We start from the raw sequence: 20,214 nt of genomic DNA, 5'->3' as shown, positions 1-20,214 counted from the left end.
AATAAATAAATTGATCTACTAATTAATGATAAGTAGGTATTAGGTTCGAGCCCATACGGGTTCACCCTCAAAAAGAGAGCCCTTATCTAAAGAACGAGGGAAGGGCATTTTGTATGACTACACTGCCAAGCTAACAAAGGGGCAGCTACCGTAGCGAAATAACTTCTGAAAAAAATTAGGTCTGAGATAATGCTGTTTCAGGCCTGCTTTTCAAAAAAACAGGCCTGAAACAGAAAAAAGCATCAGTACTTGCTTAAAGGCATGGGCTTAGGAGTAGTGCTGGGGCCATCTACTACCAGTCTGCCATCTTTTTCAATACGCATAGGGTCAATGAACACTACCCGCTCTTCTCCGGTGGCGGTGGTGCGACCGTGGTACACACAGAACATCTGTTTACCGTCTGGGGAATAGGCAATGCTGTTGTGTCCCGTGCCGGTGACTACGCCGCCTTGCTCGTTGTTCTTTTGCAGCACAGGGTTGTTGGCCGCTTTGGTGTAGGGGCCCAATGGATTTTTGGCGGTGGCATAACCTACAGCGTAATTTTTCCCCCCGAAGTAGTTGGCCGAGTACATCATGTAATAGGTGTCTCCGTGCTTGATGGTGTAGGAGCCTTCGGTCCAGCGGCGGTTCACTTCTTTAGAGGTAACCGAGCGGCTTTCCCATTCGGCCTGGGTGTCGTTCATCTTTACCGGTGGTCTCAGCAACAGCACAGGTTCTCCAATCACCCCACTAAAATCGGGATTCAGCTCTACGCCGTACACCCAGCTTTCTTCAATCTCCTTAAAAAGGCGTTCCTTTTTAGCCCAGTCGGCTACTTCGCTTTCTACCGGATGTTTATAGGCACACCGCGAGTAGTACAGGTACATTTTGCCATTCGGCTCAAAATACACGTTGGCATCAATAATTGGGTAGCCAGGGTCAAAGATGGGTTTGTCTGATATGTTTTTGAACGGCCCAGTGGGTTTATCGGCCACGGCCACACCAATACGGAAGTTTTCTTCCTCGTTATTTGGATTATGGCGCCAGTCGGCGCTGTAGAACATGTAGTACTTGCCGTTCACGTGGTACACTTCAGGGGCCCAGTAGTTTTTCACATCCCACGATCCCTCCTTGTTTCCGAAGAATACCTGTCCCTCATTTTTCCAGTCCACCAGGTTTTTAGAAGAATAGGTGGCAAAGCCTTCGTGGGCGCCTCCGCCTGTGCCGTACATGTAGTAAGTTTTGCTTGCCTGATCATACAGCACGTAAGGGTCACCGAACTGCACGTCTAGCGGGTTCTGGTACGTTTCCGTTTGAGAGGCGGTGTCTGCGGAAGAATGGGCAGTAGGCTGAGTTTGGGTAGTCTGGTTGCAACCAGCCAGCAGCAGCCCGAAGGATAGGAGGAGGTAGCTTGTTCTTTTAAACATAGGTTTGGTTAATGGTTTAAGCTGTCTAAAAGTAGGAAAAGAAATGAATACTAAAGCAGGAAAATTAATGGAAGTGATCTGCGGTTTTCTGGTAAAAAATCTACATGGGAGGCAGGTAGCGTTTCCTGTTGGAATATCTAGCATTTGTGATGATCAGGAAAGCGCGCAGATTTGGAATGAGTGGGTAGCTGCTTAGGAGGATCGGGAACGATTGGACAGGTCGCGACCTGTCCGTACATTTATTTTTTTTCTCTATTCTTTTCCGGGGCGGTAGCGGTCTTCGTGCCAGCGGGCGGGGTTGGTGTCTATGTAATCCTTAATCTTCTCATAGCCTCTTTCGTCTCTAATGATGTGGTCATAGAAGGAGCGGTGCCAGGCAAAATCTGGCAGACCCGCTTGCTTGATTAGTTTAGAGGAAGTGGTTTTAAAAGCTCCTATTAGTTCTGATAAGGATTTTATTTTAGGTGCTTTTGCGGAAGGAAAGCCTTGAGAAAGAGTATCAGCAGCTGTGGCCAAATCCGCTTCCTCAGCTACTTGCTTTATTTCTAAGATACCATGCACATGGTTGGGCATGACCACAAAGGCATGCGATACAACATACGTATACTGCTCTGCCAGCCATTGCCATTGTTTCTCCACAACGGAGCCATAGGCATTCAGGCACATTTGCTCGGCCCGCACTTCCCCAAAAACACAGGCCATGTCTTTCACGCAGACCGTCACATAATACAGCCTTTCCTGACGGTAATCGAACTGCGGCAAGCGGTTGTGTTTTCGGGCTGGTTTCATGAAAACAGGGCAAAAACAGAGATAAACTATCCTTTCTCTACGGCAATAACCCCAACTCGTTCCTAACTCCCGCCTCCCACAAAAATTCAAGAAGTGTACGGACAGGTCGCGACCTGTCCCTGCGGCTCCATCACGTCATCGCTCCCCATGAAACTTTAAAGAGGAATTCTCGGGAATGCAGATACGGGCAATGCGGATGGATCAGGCATGCGTGGGGGACAGGTCGCGACCTGTCCGTACATTTTTTTGTGGGGCTTTGTGGGAATTAGAAATTTTTCCAGCTCCTGAACAGCCCCTTTCTTTCAATGCTTTCCCGTAGCTTTGCCTTCTCAATTATCCCTTACCCTTTTTCATGGAACTAACCATCCTCTGCAAACCCTTTTCAGAACTAACTAACAGTGAACTATATGACAACCTCCGCCTCAGGAGCGATGTGTTTGTGGTGGAGCAGAATTGTGTGTTCCTGGACCTGGACAACAAAGACCAGCTGTGTCATCATGTGCTGTTTTACCGAGGGCAAGAGTTAGTGGCTTCGTCAAGGTTGGTGCCGGCGGGGGTGAGTTACCCGGAGATAATGTCCATTGGCCGCGTAGTGACTAGTGGTGCCGTGAGAGGTACCGGTGTAGGTAGAAAATTGATGGAGGTATCTATAGACAAAATTCAGGAATTGTATGGGCAGGGACCCATTAAAATAGGAGCGCAGCTGTACGCCAAGAAATTCTACGAAAGCCTGGGTTTTGAGCAGGTAGGGGAGGTGTACGACGAAGACGGCATTGACCACATCCACATGGTCAGAAAGTAAAAGCTGTTTTGTAACGCCCATAAACTGCGTTTTCGGCTTATTTTGATGAAAACAAGCCGAAAACAGAAGCTCAGGTAGGCTACCTTCGTACTTCAAGAGCCGGAGCTTAATTTTGAAGCGCCAGCATCGTAATATTCCCGCATGAAGCAAATACTGATAGAACTGGAGCAGGCCGCCCAGGGGCTGTTTTACCGCAGCGAGACCGATGCGCCTTTTGAGGCTGTAGACTTCGGGGCGCAAGAGAAAGCCTCTTTCTCTTCTGCACAGCTTCTTAGACGTTTAGAGTTGCCCGCCACAACGCCAGTTGATACCCAGGAACTATCGTTTTTCTTCCGGAACATGACCAAAGTTTGGCCAGAGATGCGGGAGGAGAGAAGGCAGGAAGCCCTGAAATTCCAGCAGCTGGAAAGGCTATTACTGCAGTCGCTTCACCACTTGCAGGTCTATCGGGTGGGCAAAATTCGCCTCACTGCTTACCTCTTAGGTTGGGATACTGAAGGTCAGCTGGTTGGCCTGAAAACTACCTTGGTTGAAACCTAAGCAGCTCCGCACAAAAGGAAAGACATGTCCTGCTCAAAAATGAAAATATGCCGGTTGCCACCGCTCATTAGAGCCCGCGTTTTGGGGCTATTTTCAGAAAAATAGCCCCAAAACAGGTATAGCGGGAACTTGGGTGAAAATTAGTGGCGGCGGCCGTGGTAACAAAAAGATAATGAGCGGCCGCAAAAGGTAATCATAAGAAAGTTTGTATATATATCTATAATATATAGATCTTTACAATCTTTTCTTATACTACCCAAACCCGCTTTTATGCTTTGTGTTTACAAATTCAGGGGAAGAAGGCTTCTGCCCCTGGCCACCTTATTTTGGTGGATGATGCAAGGTGGAGGCCTCTCCACCGCCCACGCCCAAACCACTGTCTTCTCCGAATCATTTGAAGCTGCTGTCAAGCAGGACTACCTGCCTGGCTCTGTGACCTTGGGCAGCGGCTCCTGGTCTTTTGACGAAGCCATTTTAGCCAACTCCGGGCTGGACCGCAAAAACGGACAACAATCTGTAAGGCTGCGGCAGAGAGGAAAGCTAACCATGGAGTTCACCTTGCCTAACGGCGCCGGAATGGTGCAGGTGCAGCACGGCGTGTACGGCACCGGCGGAAGCAGCGCCTGGGAGCTCTGGGCCATGCGCGACGACAACTGTAACAAATGGGTGAAGCTGGGCAGCACCGTGATCACCTCAGAAGGCAAACTGCAGACCGCCCTTTTTGCTGCCAACATGCCGGGGCCGGTAAAGCTGGAAATCCGGAAGGTGACCGGTACAGGGTCTGAATTGAACATTGATGACCTTTCCGTCAGTGACTTTGGGTCTACGCTGGGCGAGCAATACCCCGACAACGACCACATGGCGCTTGGTAACCCGAGTGGTGCCAAGGCTGATCTATCTGACCCGAACAACTACCTCATGCGCAAAGGAGAGTATGCTTTGTCTTATAGCCGCGACAGAGTTACTCCAAATTGGGTAAGCTGGCACCTGGATGCCTCTGACAACGTCATTAACGTGCGCACCGATAATTTCCGTGAAGACCCTGCGCTGCCGGCCGGCTGGTACCGCGCTAATGGCGACAGCTACCGGAGCAGCGGCTTTGACCGTGGGCACAACGTTCCGTCGGCCGACAGGCAAGCCAATACCCAGGACAATGACGCCACGTTCCTAATGACCAACATCATTCCGCAGGCTCCTCTGCATAACCAGGGCATCTGGAACGACCTGGAAGCCTATGCCAGATCCTTTCTGCCGAACAACGAGGTCTACATCATTATGGGGAGCTATGGTCAGGGTGGTACAGGCGCCAACGGAGGCATCACCAACACCATTGACGGCGGGCGCATCACGGTTCCTGGCCGCATCTGGAAAGTGCTGGTGATTTTGCCTGTAGGAGATAATGATTTGTCTCGCATAGGTGCCGGCACCAGGATTATTGCCGTAGACACACCTAATGATAACAACATCCGTAGCCCCTGGTCTCTTTACCGCACTTCCATAGATGCCATTGAGGCCGCCACTGGTCTTGACTTACTCTCAAACCTGCCTACCTCTGTACAAACAGTTGTAGAGTCAAAAGTAGACAACACGGTTATCAATTAATTCCCCTTCAGATTTACTTTCTTATCATGAAAAATATTACTTCTAACCGCAGGAGTCAAAAGGGGTTCTCTAACCGCTCTGGATTGCTGCTTTCCTTTTTGGCTTTCCTGCTTTTCTTTTCCGGCAGAGCAGGGGCGCAAACCATTACCCTGTCCACTGCCTCTTTAGAGAGCTTCGGTTCTCAGGAAGTAGGCACCGTCTCCAGCCCTAAAACCTTTTCAGTTACCGCTTCCGGATTAACTGCCGAGGTGGTGATCACAGCACCCGAAGGTTTTGAGGTAAGGCTATCTGGCACTACAACTTTTACTTGCGGAACCGTTGCCATCGCTCCGCAAAATGGCGGAGTGGCCTCCAAAACAGTGGAAGTGCGTTTTATCCCCACCAGTTCAGATAGGGCGTACAGCGCCAACGTTGGTGTAGCCAGCACCGGTGCCACCACGCAAAACGTGGCTGTTTCGGGCACAAGTCTGGGTGCGGTTTATCCGCCTACCATTGGTACAGTAGCGGTAACCGGAATAGGGAACTACGGGGCCACCTGTGGCGGTACGGAGTGTGAGTCTCCGCTCTCTGAGGTGACAAGCAAAGGTTTAGTGTGGTCTACAAAGCAGAACCCTACCTTGCTAGACAGCAAAGCTGACATGGGCGGCGGATTGGCTGCTTTCTCGCGGGAACTGGCCGACCTGAAGCACAGCACCACCTATTACGTGCGGGCGTATGCCACCAACGGGGCGGGTACTTCATACGGAGAACAGTTTACGTTTACCACGTCCGTTCCAGATCTGGCGGCAGAACCAACTACCCCATCCACTATAGCTTTCAGCAATGTAACATCTAACTCTTTGGTGTTATCCCTGAACGGGGGCGACGGGAACAAAAAGTTAGTACTCATAAAAGAAGGGGCAGCCGTTGATGCCACCCCAACAGACAGAGAAGCTTACGCCGCCGATGCCGCTTTTAAGAAAGGGCAGGAATTGGGTTCAGGCAACTATGTGGTATATAACGGCGGGGCAAACGAAGTAACGGTCAGCGGCCTCACCGTGGGCACTACCTACCATTTTGCGGTGTTTGAATACGCTGAAGGAAATGGTCTTGGAACAGAAAACTACCTTACTACCGCGGCAGGTCGTGCCAGCCAACAGACTTCGGCCACGGTGGGGGGCTTGCTCTTTGAAGAGAATTTCGACTATCCGGAAGGTACCGCCTTAACTGAGAAAGGCTGGACGGCCCACAGTGGAACAAGCGGTGCTATTACGGTTTCATCTGCAAATCTGGTCTATGATTTCTATTCTTCTTCAAGTGGCAACGCGGCTGTGATGAACGTAAACGGTCAGGATGTAAGCAAAAAGTTTGGGCCAGTACAGCGCTCTACTCCAGTTTTTGTGGCCTTTTTAGTAAATGTAGCCTCCGCCAAACCCAATGGCGAATACTTCTTTCACCTGGGTCCGCAGAACCTTGGCTCTACTTTCCGGGCAAAGGTTCACGTTCGCTCCGGCACAGGCGGGGTGCAGTTTGGGATTAGTGGAGCGGCCAACAGCCCCGACGCCGTGTACACACAGCAGGAGTATGCGGTCAACCAGACGCACCTGTTGGTAGTGCGGTATGATTTCACTTCTTCCGGAAACGTAACAAAGCTTTATGTGAATCCAGAATTAGGGGTGGAGCCGGCTACGGCTCAGGCCGTAGACACGCAAGGTTCTTCCTCGCCAACTGAAATAGGAACGGTAGCGCTCCGGCAGGGAACAAACTTCCCTGAGCTTACCATAGATGGCATTAGAATAGCCACTTCTTACGCAGAGGCGGCTAAAAGCACGGTGTTGGGCCTTCCAAAAGAGTTAGCGGCCTCAAACGCGAACGTGTATCCAAACCCCGCCACTTCCACACTGCAGGTGCAGGTGAAGGGTGCTGGCAAAGGAGTAGCCACTATCAAACTGTTCGATACCGTGGGTCGTCCGGTTCTGGTTCAGGAGGAGCAAATTGCTGGTGCAGATCTTTCCGCTTCACTTGATGTGTCTAAAGTTGCCAGAGGAAATTACTTTCTGGTGGTTCAAACAGCCAAGGGAGTCGTAAGAAGACACGTAGTGCTTCAGTAGAAAAAACTTGTTTCAAACAAAAAGAGGCGCCCACGTATGAAGCGCCTCTTTTTGTTTTTGCCATGTCTTACACCAGCTTCTCAGCCAAGGCTTTTCTTACCAACTCCACCGCGTTTTTCACGCCAAGGCGTCTCATCATGTTGGCGCGGTGGTTGTCAACAGTGCGGGTACTCAGGTTCAGCTTTTCAGCAATTTCCCGACTGCTGTTTCCTTCTATCAAATGGACCAATACGGCTTTCTCCTTTTTAGAAAGCTTGGCTTTGGTGGGAGCCGGTTTTGCCACTTTCTGCATTTGCTCTAGGTAAGAAGCCACAATCACCTGTGAGACGGAGGGGCTAAAGTACTTTTCTCCGCGGGCCACGGCACGAATGGCTTGCAGCATTTCTTCACGGGAGGTGTCTTTGAGCAAATAGCCATGAGCACCCATCTGCACCGATTTTAGAATGTAGTCTTCGTTGTGGTGCATAGACAGAATAAGGCTTTTGCACGGAGAATTCTGCTGCTGTAGTTTCTCCGTGGCCACCAATCCGTTCATGACAGGCATGGCAATGTCTATCATGAGTACGTGGGGAGCTAGTTCCTGCACCTTGGCCAGAGCTTCAGCGCCATTTTGAGCTTCGCCTACAATTTCTATGTCTTCTTGGTTGTCCAGTAAAGACCTAATGCCGTTGCGTACCAGGTTGTGGTCGTCGGCCAGCAGTACTTTGATTTTATGCATGTTGGTAAACTAAATGCGACACTTTTACATAAATCTGGGTGCCTTGCCCAGGGCTAGACTGAATGGAAACGCTGCCACTTAATAGATGGGCTCTCTCTTTCATGTTGCTGATGCCGTGGTTCGGAGATTCTGTCTCGGCCTCTGGCTCAGTTGTGTCGAAGCCAAGCCCATCGTCAGTTATCCGGAGGTGGATGTTCTTGGCTTTGGCGGTCAGTTCAACGGTGATGCTTTGTGCCTGTGCATATTTCAATGCATTTTGAATAGCCTCTTGGCAGATGCGGTACAGGCCTACCTCCATATTCTTGGGCAACCTTTCGTTTTTCCAGTTAGTGGTAAACTTTATTGGGTAGCCAGTTGTGGAAGAGGTGTGCGAGGCGAGGAGCTTCAGGGCGGACGCCAGCCCGAAATCGTGCAGTACAGCAGGCATAAGGTCAAAAGAAATGGAACGTGCCTCGGCTATGGTCTGCTTGACTAGTTCCCTGAGCTCCTTCACGTTTTGCTGCGCAGTTTCTGAGCCGTTGACTGAGTCGCTCACTTTTTCAACACCAAACTTCAGGGCTGTCAGCATCTGGCCCAGTCCGTCGTGAATCTCAAGGGCAATGCGTTTCCTTTCTTCTTCTTGGCCTTCCATCAGGTAAGCCGCCCTTAGTTTATGGTCTTCTATTTCTCTCTGGTGCTGCACTTGAGAGGCCAAAAGCAGCGCTTCCTGTGTTTCTTTCAGTTGTTGGTTTGCCTGTGCCAGTTCATCGTTCGATAGTTTGGTTTTCTGTTCGGCCTGTACAAGCTGGGCTATGGTAGACTTGATTTGACCTACTGCGGGCCTGAAAATAAAAATTGCCTCCAGTACCAAAATGCCTAAAGTTATCCAAAGCAGCATCCATTCTGCTTTGCGGAGCTGATTTACTCTGGCGCTGGCTTCAGCGTCATATTGGAATACTATCTCGTCCATGCCTGAGAGGTAGTGGGGCTCTTGCTGGAGTAAAGTATTCAGGTGCGCGTGTACAGACGAGTCGGGGTTTGTGTGCTGCGGGGCACGGTAAAAAGAACTGACAGCCCACGCACTACGGTAAATTGCATGGAAGTAAGACTCTATGGAAGCAAACTTCTGCGCAATGGTGTCACTGTTCGGTACGGAGGTTTGGGAGTCGGGTAATAAACCGTTTTTCAGGCCGTAATGGCTGCTCTGCCACAGCACCAAGGCATCATCCAGTTCCTGTTTAAGTTCAGAGCGCTGTTGGCGGTCTGGGGAATAGTGCAGCAGTAAGGCTAGTTTTGTTATTTTCTGGCTGAGCATGCGCTGCCGCCCTGCCACGTTTATCACTCTGGAATCACTTAATTGGTTTTGCAGAGACTGCTGAATAAGCAGTTGGCCGATAACAGAAAGCAGGGCCACAGCGGTAAGCGCCAGTAAGTACAGGCGGGTAATGCTGCGGTGTATGTTAGGGTTGGCGGAACGAGGCATAGGAAATTATGATAGAGTGGCGGAAGGTGCCAAGTGGGAAGTAAGCCAATCAAGTCCCTGCTGGTAGAGTCTTAATGCAAGCTGTACTCTTTTGTCAAAGTCTATATTGCCGGTGGAGCCGTATTGGCTGTACTGTATGGTCAGCCGAAGATTTTCATCGGTCTTTAGGTCATCTACTATATCATCTGCTTCTGCCCGAAAGGGTAGTAGTTCTTCCTGGTTTGCCTCAAAAGACCTCTTCAGAAATGAACCATCGGGCTGGCGGGCGGCGCAGACAATTCCACTGGCTTTGGCAATAGAAGGCGCCAACGTTCCTTCCAGACCGCGTTTCAGCACAATAACTCCCTCAAAACCGGCCATGCCCGACAAGGTGATCATTTTGTCAATGTAAGTCAGGTGAAAGACAGAGGTGATTAAAATATTTGCCTGGCAAGGGTTCAGGACTTTCTCCAGAGTAGCCAAGAATGGTCGTTTGAAAATAAGCCGACGGCGCTCCACCCACTGGTCTAGGGTGGGCGCTACATCTGCCTGATGCAGCGCCCACCCATATTCTGAAGAGGTTTGTTCCAGGTCCAGATTACCTTGCAGAAAAGGCTTGCCTAAGCCTTCATAGATATCTAAAGAGTTCAAAGAGAGCTTAGGCCCAGAGGATCTCCCTAAACTCACCACCGTCTGGAATCCTTGTTGCTGAAACGCCTGGGCCAGAAGCGGAGTGATCATGTAAGAGTGTTCCACCCCATCAAAAGGTTCAGCTAATTGAATCAGGTGGTTTTGCCGTTTTGGCGGTGTTTTTTGAAAAACAGACCTAAAACAGGCATTGGCAGCTTCCAGAAGTCCTGCATATTCTTCTTCGGTTTCATAACGGATTCGGAGCATACTGGCCGCCATGCCTCTGAATGATTCTCCTGTATTATCTGAGAACAGGAATAGACCTAATTGTTTGGCTTCTGCCTGAGAGAGCGTTTCTTTCTGCAACAGCCTGAGCCCTATTGGTTGCATCTCGGCTGGGGCGTCGGGGCAGAGGGCGTCATAAAGCTGCTCCACATTTTTTTGAGCCGAAGGGCACAAGGCCAACAGCAGCTGTTGCTCTTCTGGGGTAACGCCTTTGGCTAGTAACGAACCAAAGAAAGCCCCTTTCTGAATAGCAATGGTTTCAGCTTCTTGCAAGTATTGTGTAATCTCGTTGATAAGAGCCGTAGAAAGAGGTTTGCTGCCGTGTTTGCCTATGCCCACCACTTTTATGCCCTCTACTAGTGGGTTGTGTAAGGTGGTATGTGGTTTAACAATCATTTTGTAAGGACTAGTCAAAGACGCTGTTTTATTGATGGCAAAGCTTCTGTGCATTTAAAGGGGCCGTAGTTTGCTCAAGGGCTACAACCCAGCCAATCACTATCAGGGAGGGGTGCGTAAGTTGATTCTGCTCTATTAGCTGTGGTAGGTCTTTGACTACACCCGTGGCCGATTTCTGGTGCGGGAGAGAGGCTTGCTGCACCACGGCAACCGGTATATGGCCGTTGCCGGCACTTATATAAGTCTCGGCAATCTCGGCTGCCTTTTTCATGCCCATATAAATTACCACCGTGGCATTGCTCTGCATGGCCAGGCGTAAATCTTTAGTAAGAGAGCCATCTTTTTTAGTGCCGGTAATGGCCCAAATACCTTCGCTAACCGAGCGGTGCGTGAGCGGAATGTCATGCAGGCCCATGGTCTGCATGCTGGTAATACCAGGGATGTAGTGTGTTTCTATGCCATTATCCCGCGCAAACAGTACTTCTTCAAATCCACGTCCAAATATATACGGATCTCCTCCTTTCAAGCGCACTACGGTTCCTTTACTATAGGCCTTCTCTTTAATAAGCGCATGAATGGTTTCTTGGGGAGTGTAGTCGCGGTAAGGCTGTTTGCCTACGTATATCTTCTCGCAGTACTGGGAGGTCAGGGAAAGAAGCTCTTGGTTGGCAAGGTTGTCAAAGAGCACCACATCTGCCTGCTGCAAAACCTTGTACGCTTTAACGGTAATTAACTCCGGATCCCCTGGGCCAGCACCCATGACATATAACGTTGGTAGCTTTTTACCTGTTTCCATACGCGTAGTTTTCATCTTCTCCATTTCGTGGCTCACCTGCATATTCTGCGCAACTCCTTTTTTGTCAGCTGTTTCAGCTCCATGCCTAAGTCTAAGGCTTGAATAGGCTTTAGCATTATGTCAATCAAATTACTTTACCTAAAGCATCAAAGTGATGTAGTGACAACGAGTGCTTTTATATAATAAAGTACAATTTAAGTAAAGTGGTGAAAAAATCAATAGGCGCCCTATAAATTAGGGGGTAAATACTTAAAAACATATGATGATGTGGATTTTGACTATTGCATTTAACGTGTATTTGAGTATATTTAGTAAAAACAATAACAAATGACCTTTAAAAATAAGTAGTTATACTTAGTAATGATTATTAAAGATTAAGCTGGTTTGTTGATAAAGTTAAAATATGGTCAAGGTGTTTTAATAGCATTTTGAAAATTAAGAAACAATTGCCCCCTCTCCTGAAAATACTTTTAAGAAAAGGGGCGGAAGAAGCGAAAGAGAAAATCAACAACTGAATTCAGGAGCGAAGAGCGCTCAGATTGAAAAGAAGGACGAGGAGAGAGGTGAAAACAGCGGGACAAAAGAAAAAAAATAGTGCCTGGTTAAAAAAAATGTGCTCGCTAAAAATAGGCAGGGTGAATAAGCAGAAGGAAACTCATTCAACTAAAGGAAAATACAATGTCTCAACAAGGTAAGCCAACAGTAGTAGTCATCGGGAACGGGATGGTAGGCTACAAGTTCTGCGAAAAACTAATTGCCAAAACTGCTGCCTTTCAGTTGGTGGTGTTTGGCGAGGAGCCACGGAGGGCGTACGACAGGGTACACCTGAGCGAATTCTTCAACGGTAAATCTGCCGAGGACTTGTCCATGTCTACTGAAGAATGGTATGCAGAGAACAACATCGTGCTTCACCTAGGCGATTCTGTCACTGACATAAACCGGAAAGACAAAGTAGTGTATTCACTGCATGACGTGGCGCAGCCGTACGATTATCTGGTATTTGCCACTGGCTCCTCTGCATTTGTACCCGATGTGCCCGGCGTAGAAAAGGAAGGGGTGTTCGTGTACCGCACCATTGAAGACCTGGAACTGATGCAGGCCTACGCCAAAATTGCCCGCAAAGGCGCAGTGATGGGCGGGGGGCTGTTGGGCTTGGAGGCGGCCAAAGCGTTAATTGACCTAGGGCTGGAAGAAACACACGTGGTGGAGTTTGCCCCGCGGCTCATGCCTAGGCAGGTAGATTCGGTGGGCAGCAACATGCTGCAAGCAAAGTTGGAGGAACTAGGCCTGCAGATGCACCTGCAAAAAAGCACCACCAACATTCTCGGCGACGGGAAAATAGATGGGCTACAGTTTGCCGATGATACTTTACTGCAAGTGGACATGCTCGTGATTTCCGCTGGTATTCGTCCGCGCGATGAGCTGGCAAAAAAGGCGGGCTTGGAAGTGGGTCCCAGAGGAGGCATTGTGGTGAACGACAGAATGCAGACGTCTGATGACCACATTTTCGCTATTGGAGAATGTGCCTTGCATGAGGGCATGATTTATGGTTTGGTGGCCCCTGGTTACGAAATGGCCGATACGGTGGCAACCCTTTTATGTCAAGGTGAAAAATTGTTCACTGGCTATGACATGAGCACCAAACTCAAACTGATAGGAGTTGATGTAGCCAGCTTCGGAGACCCTTTTGTGTCTGAGCCTGATGCCAGAACCATTGCCTTTGAAGACAAGAACAAAGGCATCTACAAACGCATCAACCTCAGCACCGACGGGAAGTACTTGTTAGGTGGTGTGCTGGTAGGAGATGCCGCTGCCTATAACATCCTGCTGCAAACAGTGAACAACAAACTCACCCTGCCGCCCAACCCTGAGGATTTGATATTGGGAAGCCGCGGAGGCGAAGGGGATACTGGAGCCGGAGTCATGAGTCTGCCCGACGAGGCCCTGATTTGTTCCTGTGAATCGGTGACAAAAGGAGATATCTGCTCAGCGGTGACCGAGGATGGAGTATCTTCCCTGGAGGGAATGAAGAAATGCACGAAAGCCGCTACCTGCTGTGGCGGTTGTGCTCCGCTGGTGAAAGACCTTATCTCCGAAACTCTCAAAGCCAACGGAGCCTATGTGAAGAACAACGTTTGCGAGCACTTCGACTTCTCCCGTCAGGAACTGTTTGACCTGCTCAAGCTAAACAACATCAGAACCTATGATGAGGCGCTGGATACGTTCGGGAAAGGCGATGGCTGTGAGAGCTGTAAACCCACTATTGCCAGTATTCTAGCCAGCCTTTGGAACGATGTCATTGCCAAGCAGTCTACCATTCAAGACAGCAACGATCGGTACTTGGCTAATATTCAGAAAGGCGGTACTTACTCCGTGGTTCCCCGCATTCCCGGCGGCGAAATCACGCCGGAGAAGCTGATTGTAATTGGGCAGGTGGCCCAGAAATATGGCCTGTACACTAAAATTACCGGCGGCCAACGCATTGACTTGTTTGGCGCGCACGTGAGTGACCTGCCTGATATATGGGAGGAGTTGATTGACGCCGGTTTTGAAAGCGGACACGCCTATGGCAAAGCCCTACGCACCGTCAAGAGCTGCGTGGGCAGCACCTGGTGCCGGTTCGGTTTGCAAGACAGCGTCTCGTTTGCTATTGAGGTGGAAGACCGCTACAAAGGCATTCGCGCACCGCACAAACTAAAAGGCGGGGTGAGCGGCTGCATCAGGGAATGTGCCGAGGCCCAATCCAAAGACTTCGGCATTATTGCCACCGAGAAAGGGTATAACCTTTATGTGTGCGGCAACGGTGGCTCCAAGCCCCAGCACGCCCAACTGCTGGCCACCGACATTGACAAAGATACCTGCATCAAATACCTGGACCGTTTCCTGATGTTCTACATCAACACCGCCGATGCCCTTACCCGCACCGCTACCTGGCTAAACAAGCTGGACGGCGGCATGGCCTACCTCAAAAACGTGATAATCAACGATAGCCTGGGCATCTGTGAGCAGTTGGAACAAGAAATGCAGTCGCTTATCAAGAACTACCACTGTGAGTGGAAAGAAGTGGTGCAGAACCCTGAGCTGAGAAAAGGCTTCGCCCACTTTGTGAACGCCCCACGAGAGAAAGACCCGCAAGTGAAGTTAGCCCCTATGCGTGGTCAGGTAAAAGCCATGGAATGGTAGCCTTTGAGAATTATGAATTGAGAATTAGGAATTAAGAATTAGGAATTGATAGAAGTAACCCCTTAAGTTTTAGTACAATGGAAGTAGCAGTTTTAACCTCAGTAGAGTGGGTGTTGGTTTGTAAAACCTATGATGTGCCCCAGAACGGCGGTGCCTGCGTGAAGCACCACGACGAGCAGATTGCCATCTACAACTTCAGCCGCCGGGGCGAGTGGTACGCCACCCAAAACCTATGCCCGCACAAACAGCAGATGGTACTTTCCAGAGGCATGATTGGCAGCACCGGCGACACCTGTGAACCCAAAGTAGCCTGTCCGTTCCACAAGAAAACTTTTTCTCTGCTGTCCGGTGAATGCCTGTCCGGTGATGACTACCAGATTAAAACCTATCCGGTGCAAGTGGTAGGTGATGAGGTATTTATTGGCTTTGAGAAATAATCAGAAGCTACGGGAGCCGACAAAAACCAGATTTATTTATGCTTGACCTTACCCATACCCCAACCTTGCTGCAAACTGCTTCTGCTGTGGGCGTGCTTTTCTGTTCGGCAGCAACGGCTTCCTTAATCGCTCAGCGGCAAGGGAGGTATGGAGGTGCCCTGGAAATGGCCAAGGCATCAGGGTTCTTGGGTGCCAAAGCCACTTCTCAACTGCTTCCTCAGCACCATGCCGCGGTGGTAGATGGCCTGCAGGTGGTGATTGAAGTGCTACAGCCGGAAATACATAGTGTATTACTTGAGCCGTGGGCTTTGGAACGGACGGGCATAGTAGTGATGGCCGAGGCCAAGGCAATAGGCAGATCAGGTACAGAGATGGAGGCAATGATGGCTGTCTCAGTGGCGGCGCTTGAGCTATTTGCTTTGATGAAAGACGATGACCCGGAGCTGGAGGTGGGACATATAAAGCTGGTTGAGAAAAAGGGCAGGAAAAAGAAGTTTTTCAATTCCGCTCCGGTTTGCGCCGTGTTGGTATGTTCTGACTCAACCGCTGCCGGAAAGCGGGAAGACAACAGCGGGAAGATTATTAAAGAAATGCTGCAGGAGGCGAATGCGCAGGTGAAATATTACCAGGTGCTGCCAGACGAAAAAAAGCAGATACAACAGCAGATCAGAGCCTGGGTGGCGGAAGATGTACAATTCATTTTTACCACGGGCGGCACCGGTTTAGGGCCCAGGGACAATACGGTAGAGGCCGTGCGGGAATTATTGGAAAGAGATGCAGACGGTATTGCCGAAGCTATGCGGGCTTACGGCCAGATGCGCACGCCGCTGGCCATGATGAGCCGGGGGGTAGCAGGCTCTATCGGACAATCCTTGGTGGTGACTCTCCCGGGTAGTTCCAACGGCGCCCGTGAATCTCTTGAAGCCATACTGCCGGCTGTATTTCACGCCCGCAAAATGATGAAAGGCGGAGGGCACTAATATGGCAGAGTTGATTTCCTATACAGAGGCTAAACAACTGGTGGAGAACAGGGCCTATTCTTTCGGTACGGAACTGATTGAGTTGGAGGAGGCAGAGGGGCGGGTATTGGCTGAGAATGTTTACTCTGATCGTGATTACCCTCCTTTCAACCGCGCCGCTATGGACGGATATGCCATCCGCCTGCAAGATTGGGAGGCGGGCCTGAGAGAATACCAGGTACAGCTAACAATATATGCGGGGCAGCACTACCAGGGGCTGTTAAAGAAAGGAAGCTGTTTCAGAATAATGACTGGGGCCTCCGTGCCACTGACCGCACAGGCTATTGTCCGCTTAGAAGACAGTGAGGAAAAGGAAGGACGAGTATTGCTCAAGGCTATAGGGTTAGAACCCTACCACAATATAGCCAGGCAGGGCGAAGACCTGCAAAGCGGACAGCCGGTGTTTTCTCCAGGTGTGAGACCCAATGCTGCGGTAATAGGGACGCTGGCTGCTCTAGGTAAAGAAAAGGTACTGGTAGGCAAACTGCCTAAAGTGGCGCTCCTAACCACCGGAAATGAAGTGGTACCCATAGGTCAGCCCGTGGGGGCTGCGCAAATCAGGAATAGCAATCAATATATGTTAAAGGCGCTGCTCAGGAGTTGGAAAATCAAGCCTTTTTACTGCCGACACCTGCCTGACCAGGAAGAAGCGTTGCAACAGGCGCTGCAGCAGGTGCTGCATTATGACCTGGTGCTGCTTAACGGTGGGGTTTCTGCAGGAGATGCTGATTATGTACCCAGAGTACTGGAAGGACTGGGGGTGCAAAAAGAGTTTCATAAGGTAGCTATAAAGCCAGGGAAGCCAGTCTTTTTTGGCGTACTTCCTGGCGGAGGAGGGGTATTCGGGCTACCAGGCAATCCCTTTTCTTGCCTGGTAACATACAAAGTGTTTGTAGAGGCGTGGCTCCATAAAAGCTTTCAGGCTCAGGAGGTACCCCAGTACCGGTTGCCTGTTGAGCAAACCAGAAAAAAGAAGCATGCCTTTACAGAATTCTTTGCGGTGCGGGTTCAGGAGACCACCGCTACTTTACGCCCTATACTCCATAATGGTTCCGGTGATGTTAGGGCAGGGGTCTCAACCCATGGTTTAGGCGTTCACCATGCCGGACAGCCGGAAATATTGCAGGGAGAAAAAATAGAGTTTATCCCTTTTCGCTTAGGCTGGTAGAAAAAACTGCTTTGAAGCACTTTTCTAAAAAGGAGCCCTAAAACAGAATAATCTGTCTTAGGTCCTCTGAAGCCTGGTGAGAAGTATGTATTGCCAGTCTATGCCTGTTTGGTGCTTCTGGTCATAATCAAATTGTAATCAACTTTCCGCAGCCGGAATATGAAACACTTCTACAAAAAAAATCTTATGCTGCTTTCTGGGGCCTTCCTCCTTTTAACTAATGAGGGACAAGCTCAATTTATGCTATCTGCTGAGGTGCGGCCCAGGGCTGAACTACGGAGCGGCTTTAAAACCGTGATAGCGGAAAAAGAAGAGTCTGCCTTTTTTGTGGAGCAGCGTTCCAGGCTAAAGACCGATTACCAGGCCGAGAAACTGAAGCTAAGGCTCACGCTGCAGGACGTCCGAATTTGGGGGAACACGAGCCAAATCTATAAAACTGATGCTAGCCTGTTCAACGTGTACGAAGCCTATGGCGAGTACCAGTTTACGCCCAAACTTGCCATGCGGGTGGGAAGACAGGAACTTGACTACGACAACGCCCGCTTTTTGGGGAACCTGGACTGGGCACAGCAAGGCCGTAGCCACGATGCGCTAAAGTTTATGTACGCTGATAGTTCAGGGTTTGCATTGCATGCCGGGGCGGGATTCAATCAGTCGGTAGTTTCTGAACCCACCAAGTTGTTTGACACCTATTACAGCGGGTATGACAACTATAAAACCATGCAGTACGTGTGGGCGCATAAAACCTGGAGCCGGACTAATCTGTCTCTGTTGGTGTTTAACGACGGCCGGCAACGGCCGGATTCTACCGTAGCGTACCGCCAGACCTACGGCCTTAACGGAGACGTGAAGCTGGGCACGGTAAAACTAGGGGGAGAGCTTTACTACCAGGGCGGGAAAGACGCTGCCGGAAAGAAAGTACAGGCATGGCTGGCAGCGGCCAGTGCTACCGTTCAAACAAAGGTAACCCCGCTTACGGTAGGAGTAGACTACCTGTCCGGCACGAGCCAGGGCGATACCCAAAACCAATCCTTTACGCCGCTGTACGGTACAAACCACGCGTTTTACGGGTTCATGGACTACTTCTACGTAGGCAACGGCCACGGACAAAGCGGACGTACCACCGGCCTCACCGATTTTTACCTGAAAACAAATTTCAAACTGGGGAAACAAAGCTCTTTGCTGGCGCATTTCCACCACTTTGAATCTCCGGTGGCGGTGTACAGCCCACCAGAAGCGAGCGGCACTATGTCTTCGCGGCTGGGGGAGGAAATTGATTTAGTCCTGAACAGAAACTTCAGCCCAGATTTTAACCTGAAAGTGGGCTACTCCCAACTCTACGCCTCCAGCTCCCTGGAAACCCTGAAAGGTAAACAAGGCAGCGGCCTGAACCAATGGGCCTGGGTCATGCTCACGTTTAAACCGGTGCTGTTTCAACAACAGTCGTCTATATAACCTAATCAGCACATCTTTTCGCTAAAACATTTTCTCACCTCTTACTCATTTTTCCCATGAAAGCATCTAACGGCAAGGCGACAGCCATTCATCTGTTCAGTCTTAAAACCATGCAAATGCGCACATTCCACCTCTCGTGGATTGCCTTTTTCCTTTGCTTCTTCGGTTGGTTTGGTATTGCGCCGCTCATGGCTATTGTGCGCGAGGAGTTGGGGCTAACCAAAAATGAAATAGGAAATATCATCATTTCCTCGGTGGCCATTACCATTGTGGCACGGCTGCTGATTGGCTGGCTTTGTGATAAGATTGGCCCCAGAATCAGTTACACCATTATTCTGCTGTTAGGTTCCTTGCCTGTCATGTTCATTGGGTTCAGTAACGACTATGAGAGCTTTCTGCTGTTCCGTCTGGCCATTGGGGTGATTGGGGCTTCGTTTGTGATTACCCAGTACCACACCACTGCCATGTTTGCGCCAAACGTGGTGGGTACGGCCAACGCTACCACGGCAGGCTGGGGTAACCTGGGCGGTGGCGTCACGCAAATGGTGATGCCGCTCATTTTCGCGGGTTTTGTGAGCCTGGGTTTTGTAGACGCGCACGCGTGGCGTTATGCCATGGTGGTGCCCGGGGTGCTCATGATTCTGTGCGGTACTGCTTATTACTTCCTCACTACCGACTACCCTGCCGGTAACAAAGCAGATTTGCAGCTAGCGGAAACAGGGCAAAAGAAAAAGCAGGTTTCTTTCTGGAAAACCATTTCTGATTACCGCGTATGGGCGCTGTTTGTTTTGTACGGAGCCTGCTTTGGCATAGAACTTACTATCAATAACATTGCCGCCATCTATTACCACGACAACTTCAGCCTGAGCGTGGAGACCGCTGGATTGATTGCGGGATTATTTGGGCTGATGAACATTTTTGCCCGCACCCTAGGCGGCTACTTTGGTGACAAAGCTGGTATGAAATATGGCTTATCGGGTAGGGTATGGTTTTTAGGAGCCGTGATTCTGGTGGAGGGTGTGGCTCTGATGTTGTTTTCTCATATGACGGTGCTTTCCCTTTCCATCATCATGTTGGTGGTGTTCAGTCTTTTTGTGCAGATGGCAGAGGGCGCCACTTTCTCGGTGGTGCCGTTCATCAACAAGAAAGCCATGGGTACTGTGGCCGGGGTAGTAGGTGCCGGTGGCAATGCCGGAGCCGTGGCGGCGGGCTTTCTGTTCAAGGTAGAGTCCATCTCTTATCCGGAGGCTCTCTTTATAATAGGTTTAGTAGTGGCGGGAACCTCCACCTTAGCCTTGCTGGTGCGCTTTTCCAAAGAAACCGAAAAAGAAGCCCGGCATGAAATGCACCAGCTCATGGCCGAAAGAAGCGGCGAGGAATTGCCCTCTTTGGCCTAAATATCAATTAACCTGATGAGGTGTTTTGGGTGTGTTTTATGGAAAACATGCCCAAAACAA

At 50.0% G+C, this 20,214-nt stretch carries 16 protein-coding genes; 10 read left to right on the top strand and 6 right to left on the bottom strand.

Features of this window, described 5'->3' with window-relative positions; genetic code table 11:
• Positions 1–242: 242 nt before the first annotated feature.
• A complete protein-coding gene (locus A8O23_RS12330; RefSeq protein ID WP_082883039.1) occupies positions 243–1,406 on the bottom strand; it encodes a glycoside hydrolase family 43 protein in 1,164 nt (387 codons plus the stop codon).
• A 252-nt stretch (positions 1,407–1,658) separates the two neighbouring features.
• Entirely contained in the window at positions 1,659–2,195 is a 537-nt protein-coding gene (locus tag A8O23_RS12325) for a transposase (protein ID WP_066621633.1), read from the bottom strand.
• Positions 2,196–2,547: 352 nt separating this feature from the next.
• Here A8O23_RS12325 and A8O23_RS12320 point away from each other — a divergent pair, with 352 nt between their 5' ends.
• The 4 genes from A8O23_RS12320 to A8O23_RS12305 all read left to right on the top strand — a co-directional run bounded on the left by A8O23_RS12320 (position 2,548) and on the right by A8O23_RS12305 (position 7,229).
• Positions 2,548–2,997 carry a GNAT family N-acetyltransferase gene (locus A8O23_RS12320; protein WP_066621631.1) on the top strand — a complete coding sequence of 150 codons (450 nt, stop codon included), beginning with the start codon at positions 2,548–2,550 and terminating at the stop codon, positions 2,995–2,997.
• A 141-nt stretch (positions 2,998–3,138) separates the two neighbouring features.
• Positions 3,139–3,537: a nuclease A inhibitor family protein gene (locus tag A8O23_RS12315; protein WP_066621629.1), complete on the top strand. Its 399-nt coding sequence runs from the start codon at positions 3,139–3,141 to the stop codon at positions 3,535–3,537.
• Between the two features lie 270 nt (positions 3,538–3,807).
• The gene (locus A8O23_RS12310; protein ID WP_082883026.1) at positions 3,808–5,139 is read left to right on the top strand and encodes a DNA/RNA non-specific endonuclease; all 1,332 of its coding nucleotides are present in this window, start codon (positions 3,808–3,810) and stop codon (positions 5,137–5,139) included.
• Positions 5,140–5,165: 26 nt separating this feature from the next.
• Positions 5,166–7,229 (top strand): T9SS type A sorting domain-containing protein, encoded by a 2,064-nt coding sequence (locus tag A8O23_RS12305; protein ID WP_066621625.1) that lies wholly within the window; start codon positions 5,166–5,168, stop codon positions 7,227–7,229.
• 67 nt (positions 7,230–7,296) lie between these two features.
• Here the strand turns inward: A8O23_RS12305 and A8O23_RS12300 are convergent, their stop codons facing one another.
• The 4 genes from A8O23_RS12300 to cobA are packed head-to-tail and all read right to left on the bottom strand — an operon-like array spanning position 7,297 to position 11,519.
• A complete protein-coding gene (locus tag A8O23_RS12300; RefSeq protein WP_192849046.1) occupies positions 7,297–7,947 on the bottom strand; it encodes a response regulator in 651 nt (216 codons plus the stop codon).
• The gene (locus tag A8O23_RS12295) at positions 7,940–9,409 is read right to left on the bottom strand and encodes an ATP-binding protein (RefSeq protein ID WP_066621623.1); all 1,470 of its coding nucleotides are present in this window, start codon (positions 9,407–9,409) and stop codon (positions 7,940–7,942) included. Before A8O23_RS12295 ends, A8O23_RS12300 begins: the two co-directional genes overlap by 8 nt.
• Positions 9,410–9,415: 6 nt before the next feature.
• A complete protein-coding gene (locus tag A8O23_RS12290) occupies positions 9,416–10,699 on the bottom strand; it encodes a hypothetical protein (RefSeq protein WP_066621621.1) in 1,284 nt (427 codons plus the stop codon).
• Between the two features lie 28 nt (positions 10,700–10,727).
• A complete protein-coding gene (gene cobA / locus A8O23_RS12285) occupies positions 10,728–11,519 on the bottom strand; it encodes a uroporphyrinogen-III C-methyltransferase (RefSeq protein ID WP_204377690.1) in 792 nt (263 codons plus the stop codon).
• Positions 11,520–12,173: 654 nt separating this feature from the next.
• Here cobA and nirB point away from each other — a divergent pair.
• From nirB to A8O23_RS12255, 6 genes are all read left to right on the top strand, one after another.
• Positions 12,174–14,678: a nitrite reductase large subunit NirB gene (gene nirB, locus A8O23_RS12280; RefSeq protein WP_066621619.1), complete on the top strand. Its 2,505-nt coding sequence runs from the start codon at positions 12,174–12,176 to the stop codon at positions 14,676–14,678.
• 77 nt (positions 14,679–14,755) lie between these two features.
• Positions 14,756–15,115, top strand: coding sequence for a nitrite reductase small subunit NirD (gene nirD, locus A8O23_RS12275; RefSeq protein ID WP_066621617.1), 360 nt, complete (start codon positions 14,756–14,758; stop codon positions 15,113–15,115).
• 38 nt (positions 15,116–15,153) lie between these two features.
• Positions 15,154–16,095 (top strand): bifunctional molybdenum cofactor biosynthesis protein MoaC/MoaB, encoded by a 942-nt coding sequence (gene moaCB / locus A8O23_RS12270; RefSeq protein ID WP_066621615.1) that lies wholly within the window; start codon positions 15,154–15,156, stop codon positions 16,093–16,095.
• A 1-nt stretch (position 16,096) separates the two neighbouring features.
• A complete protein-coding gene (locus tag A8O23_RS12265; RefSeq protein ID WP_082883025.1) occupies positions 16,097–17,302 on the top strand; it encodes a molybdopterin molybdotransferase MoeA in 1,206 nt (401 codons plus the stop codon).
• A gap of 240 nt (positions 17,303–17,542) precedes the next feature.
• Positions 17,543–18,757, top strand: a complete 1,215-nt coding sequence (locus tag A8O23_RS12260; RefSeq protein ID WP_239693396.1) for an alginate export family protein — start codon at positions 17,543–17,545, stop codon at positions 18,755–18,757.
• Positions 18,758–18,813: 56 nt separating this feature from the next.
• A complete protein-coding gene (locus A8O23_RS12255; RefSeq protein ID WP_066621613.1) occupies positions 18,814–20,154 on the top strand; it encodes an MFS transporter in 1,341 nt (446 codons plus the stop codon).
• Positions 20,155–20,214: the final 60 nt, after the last annotated feature.

The sequence above is a fragment of the Rufibacter roseus genome (assembly GCF_001647285.1).
Classification (GTDB): domain Bacteria; phylum Bacteroidota; class Bacteroidia; order Cytophagales; family Hymenobacteraceae; genus Nibribacter; species Nibribacter roseus.
The sequence above is the reverse complement of the archived record's forward strand: the minus strand, read 5'-3'. Positions and strand labels throughout refer to the sequence as shown.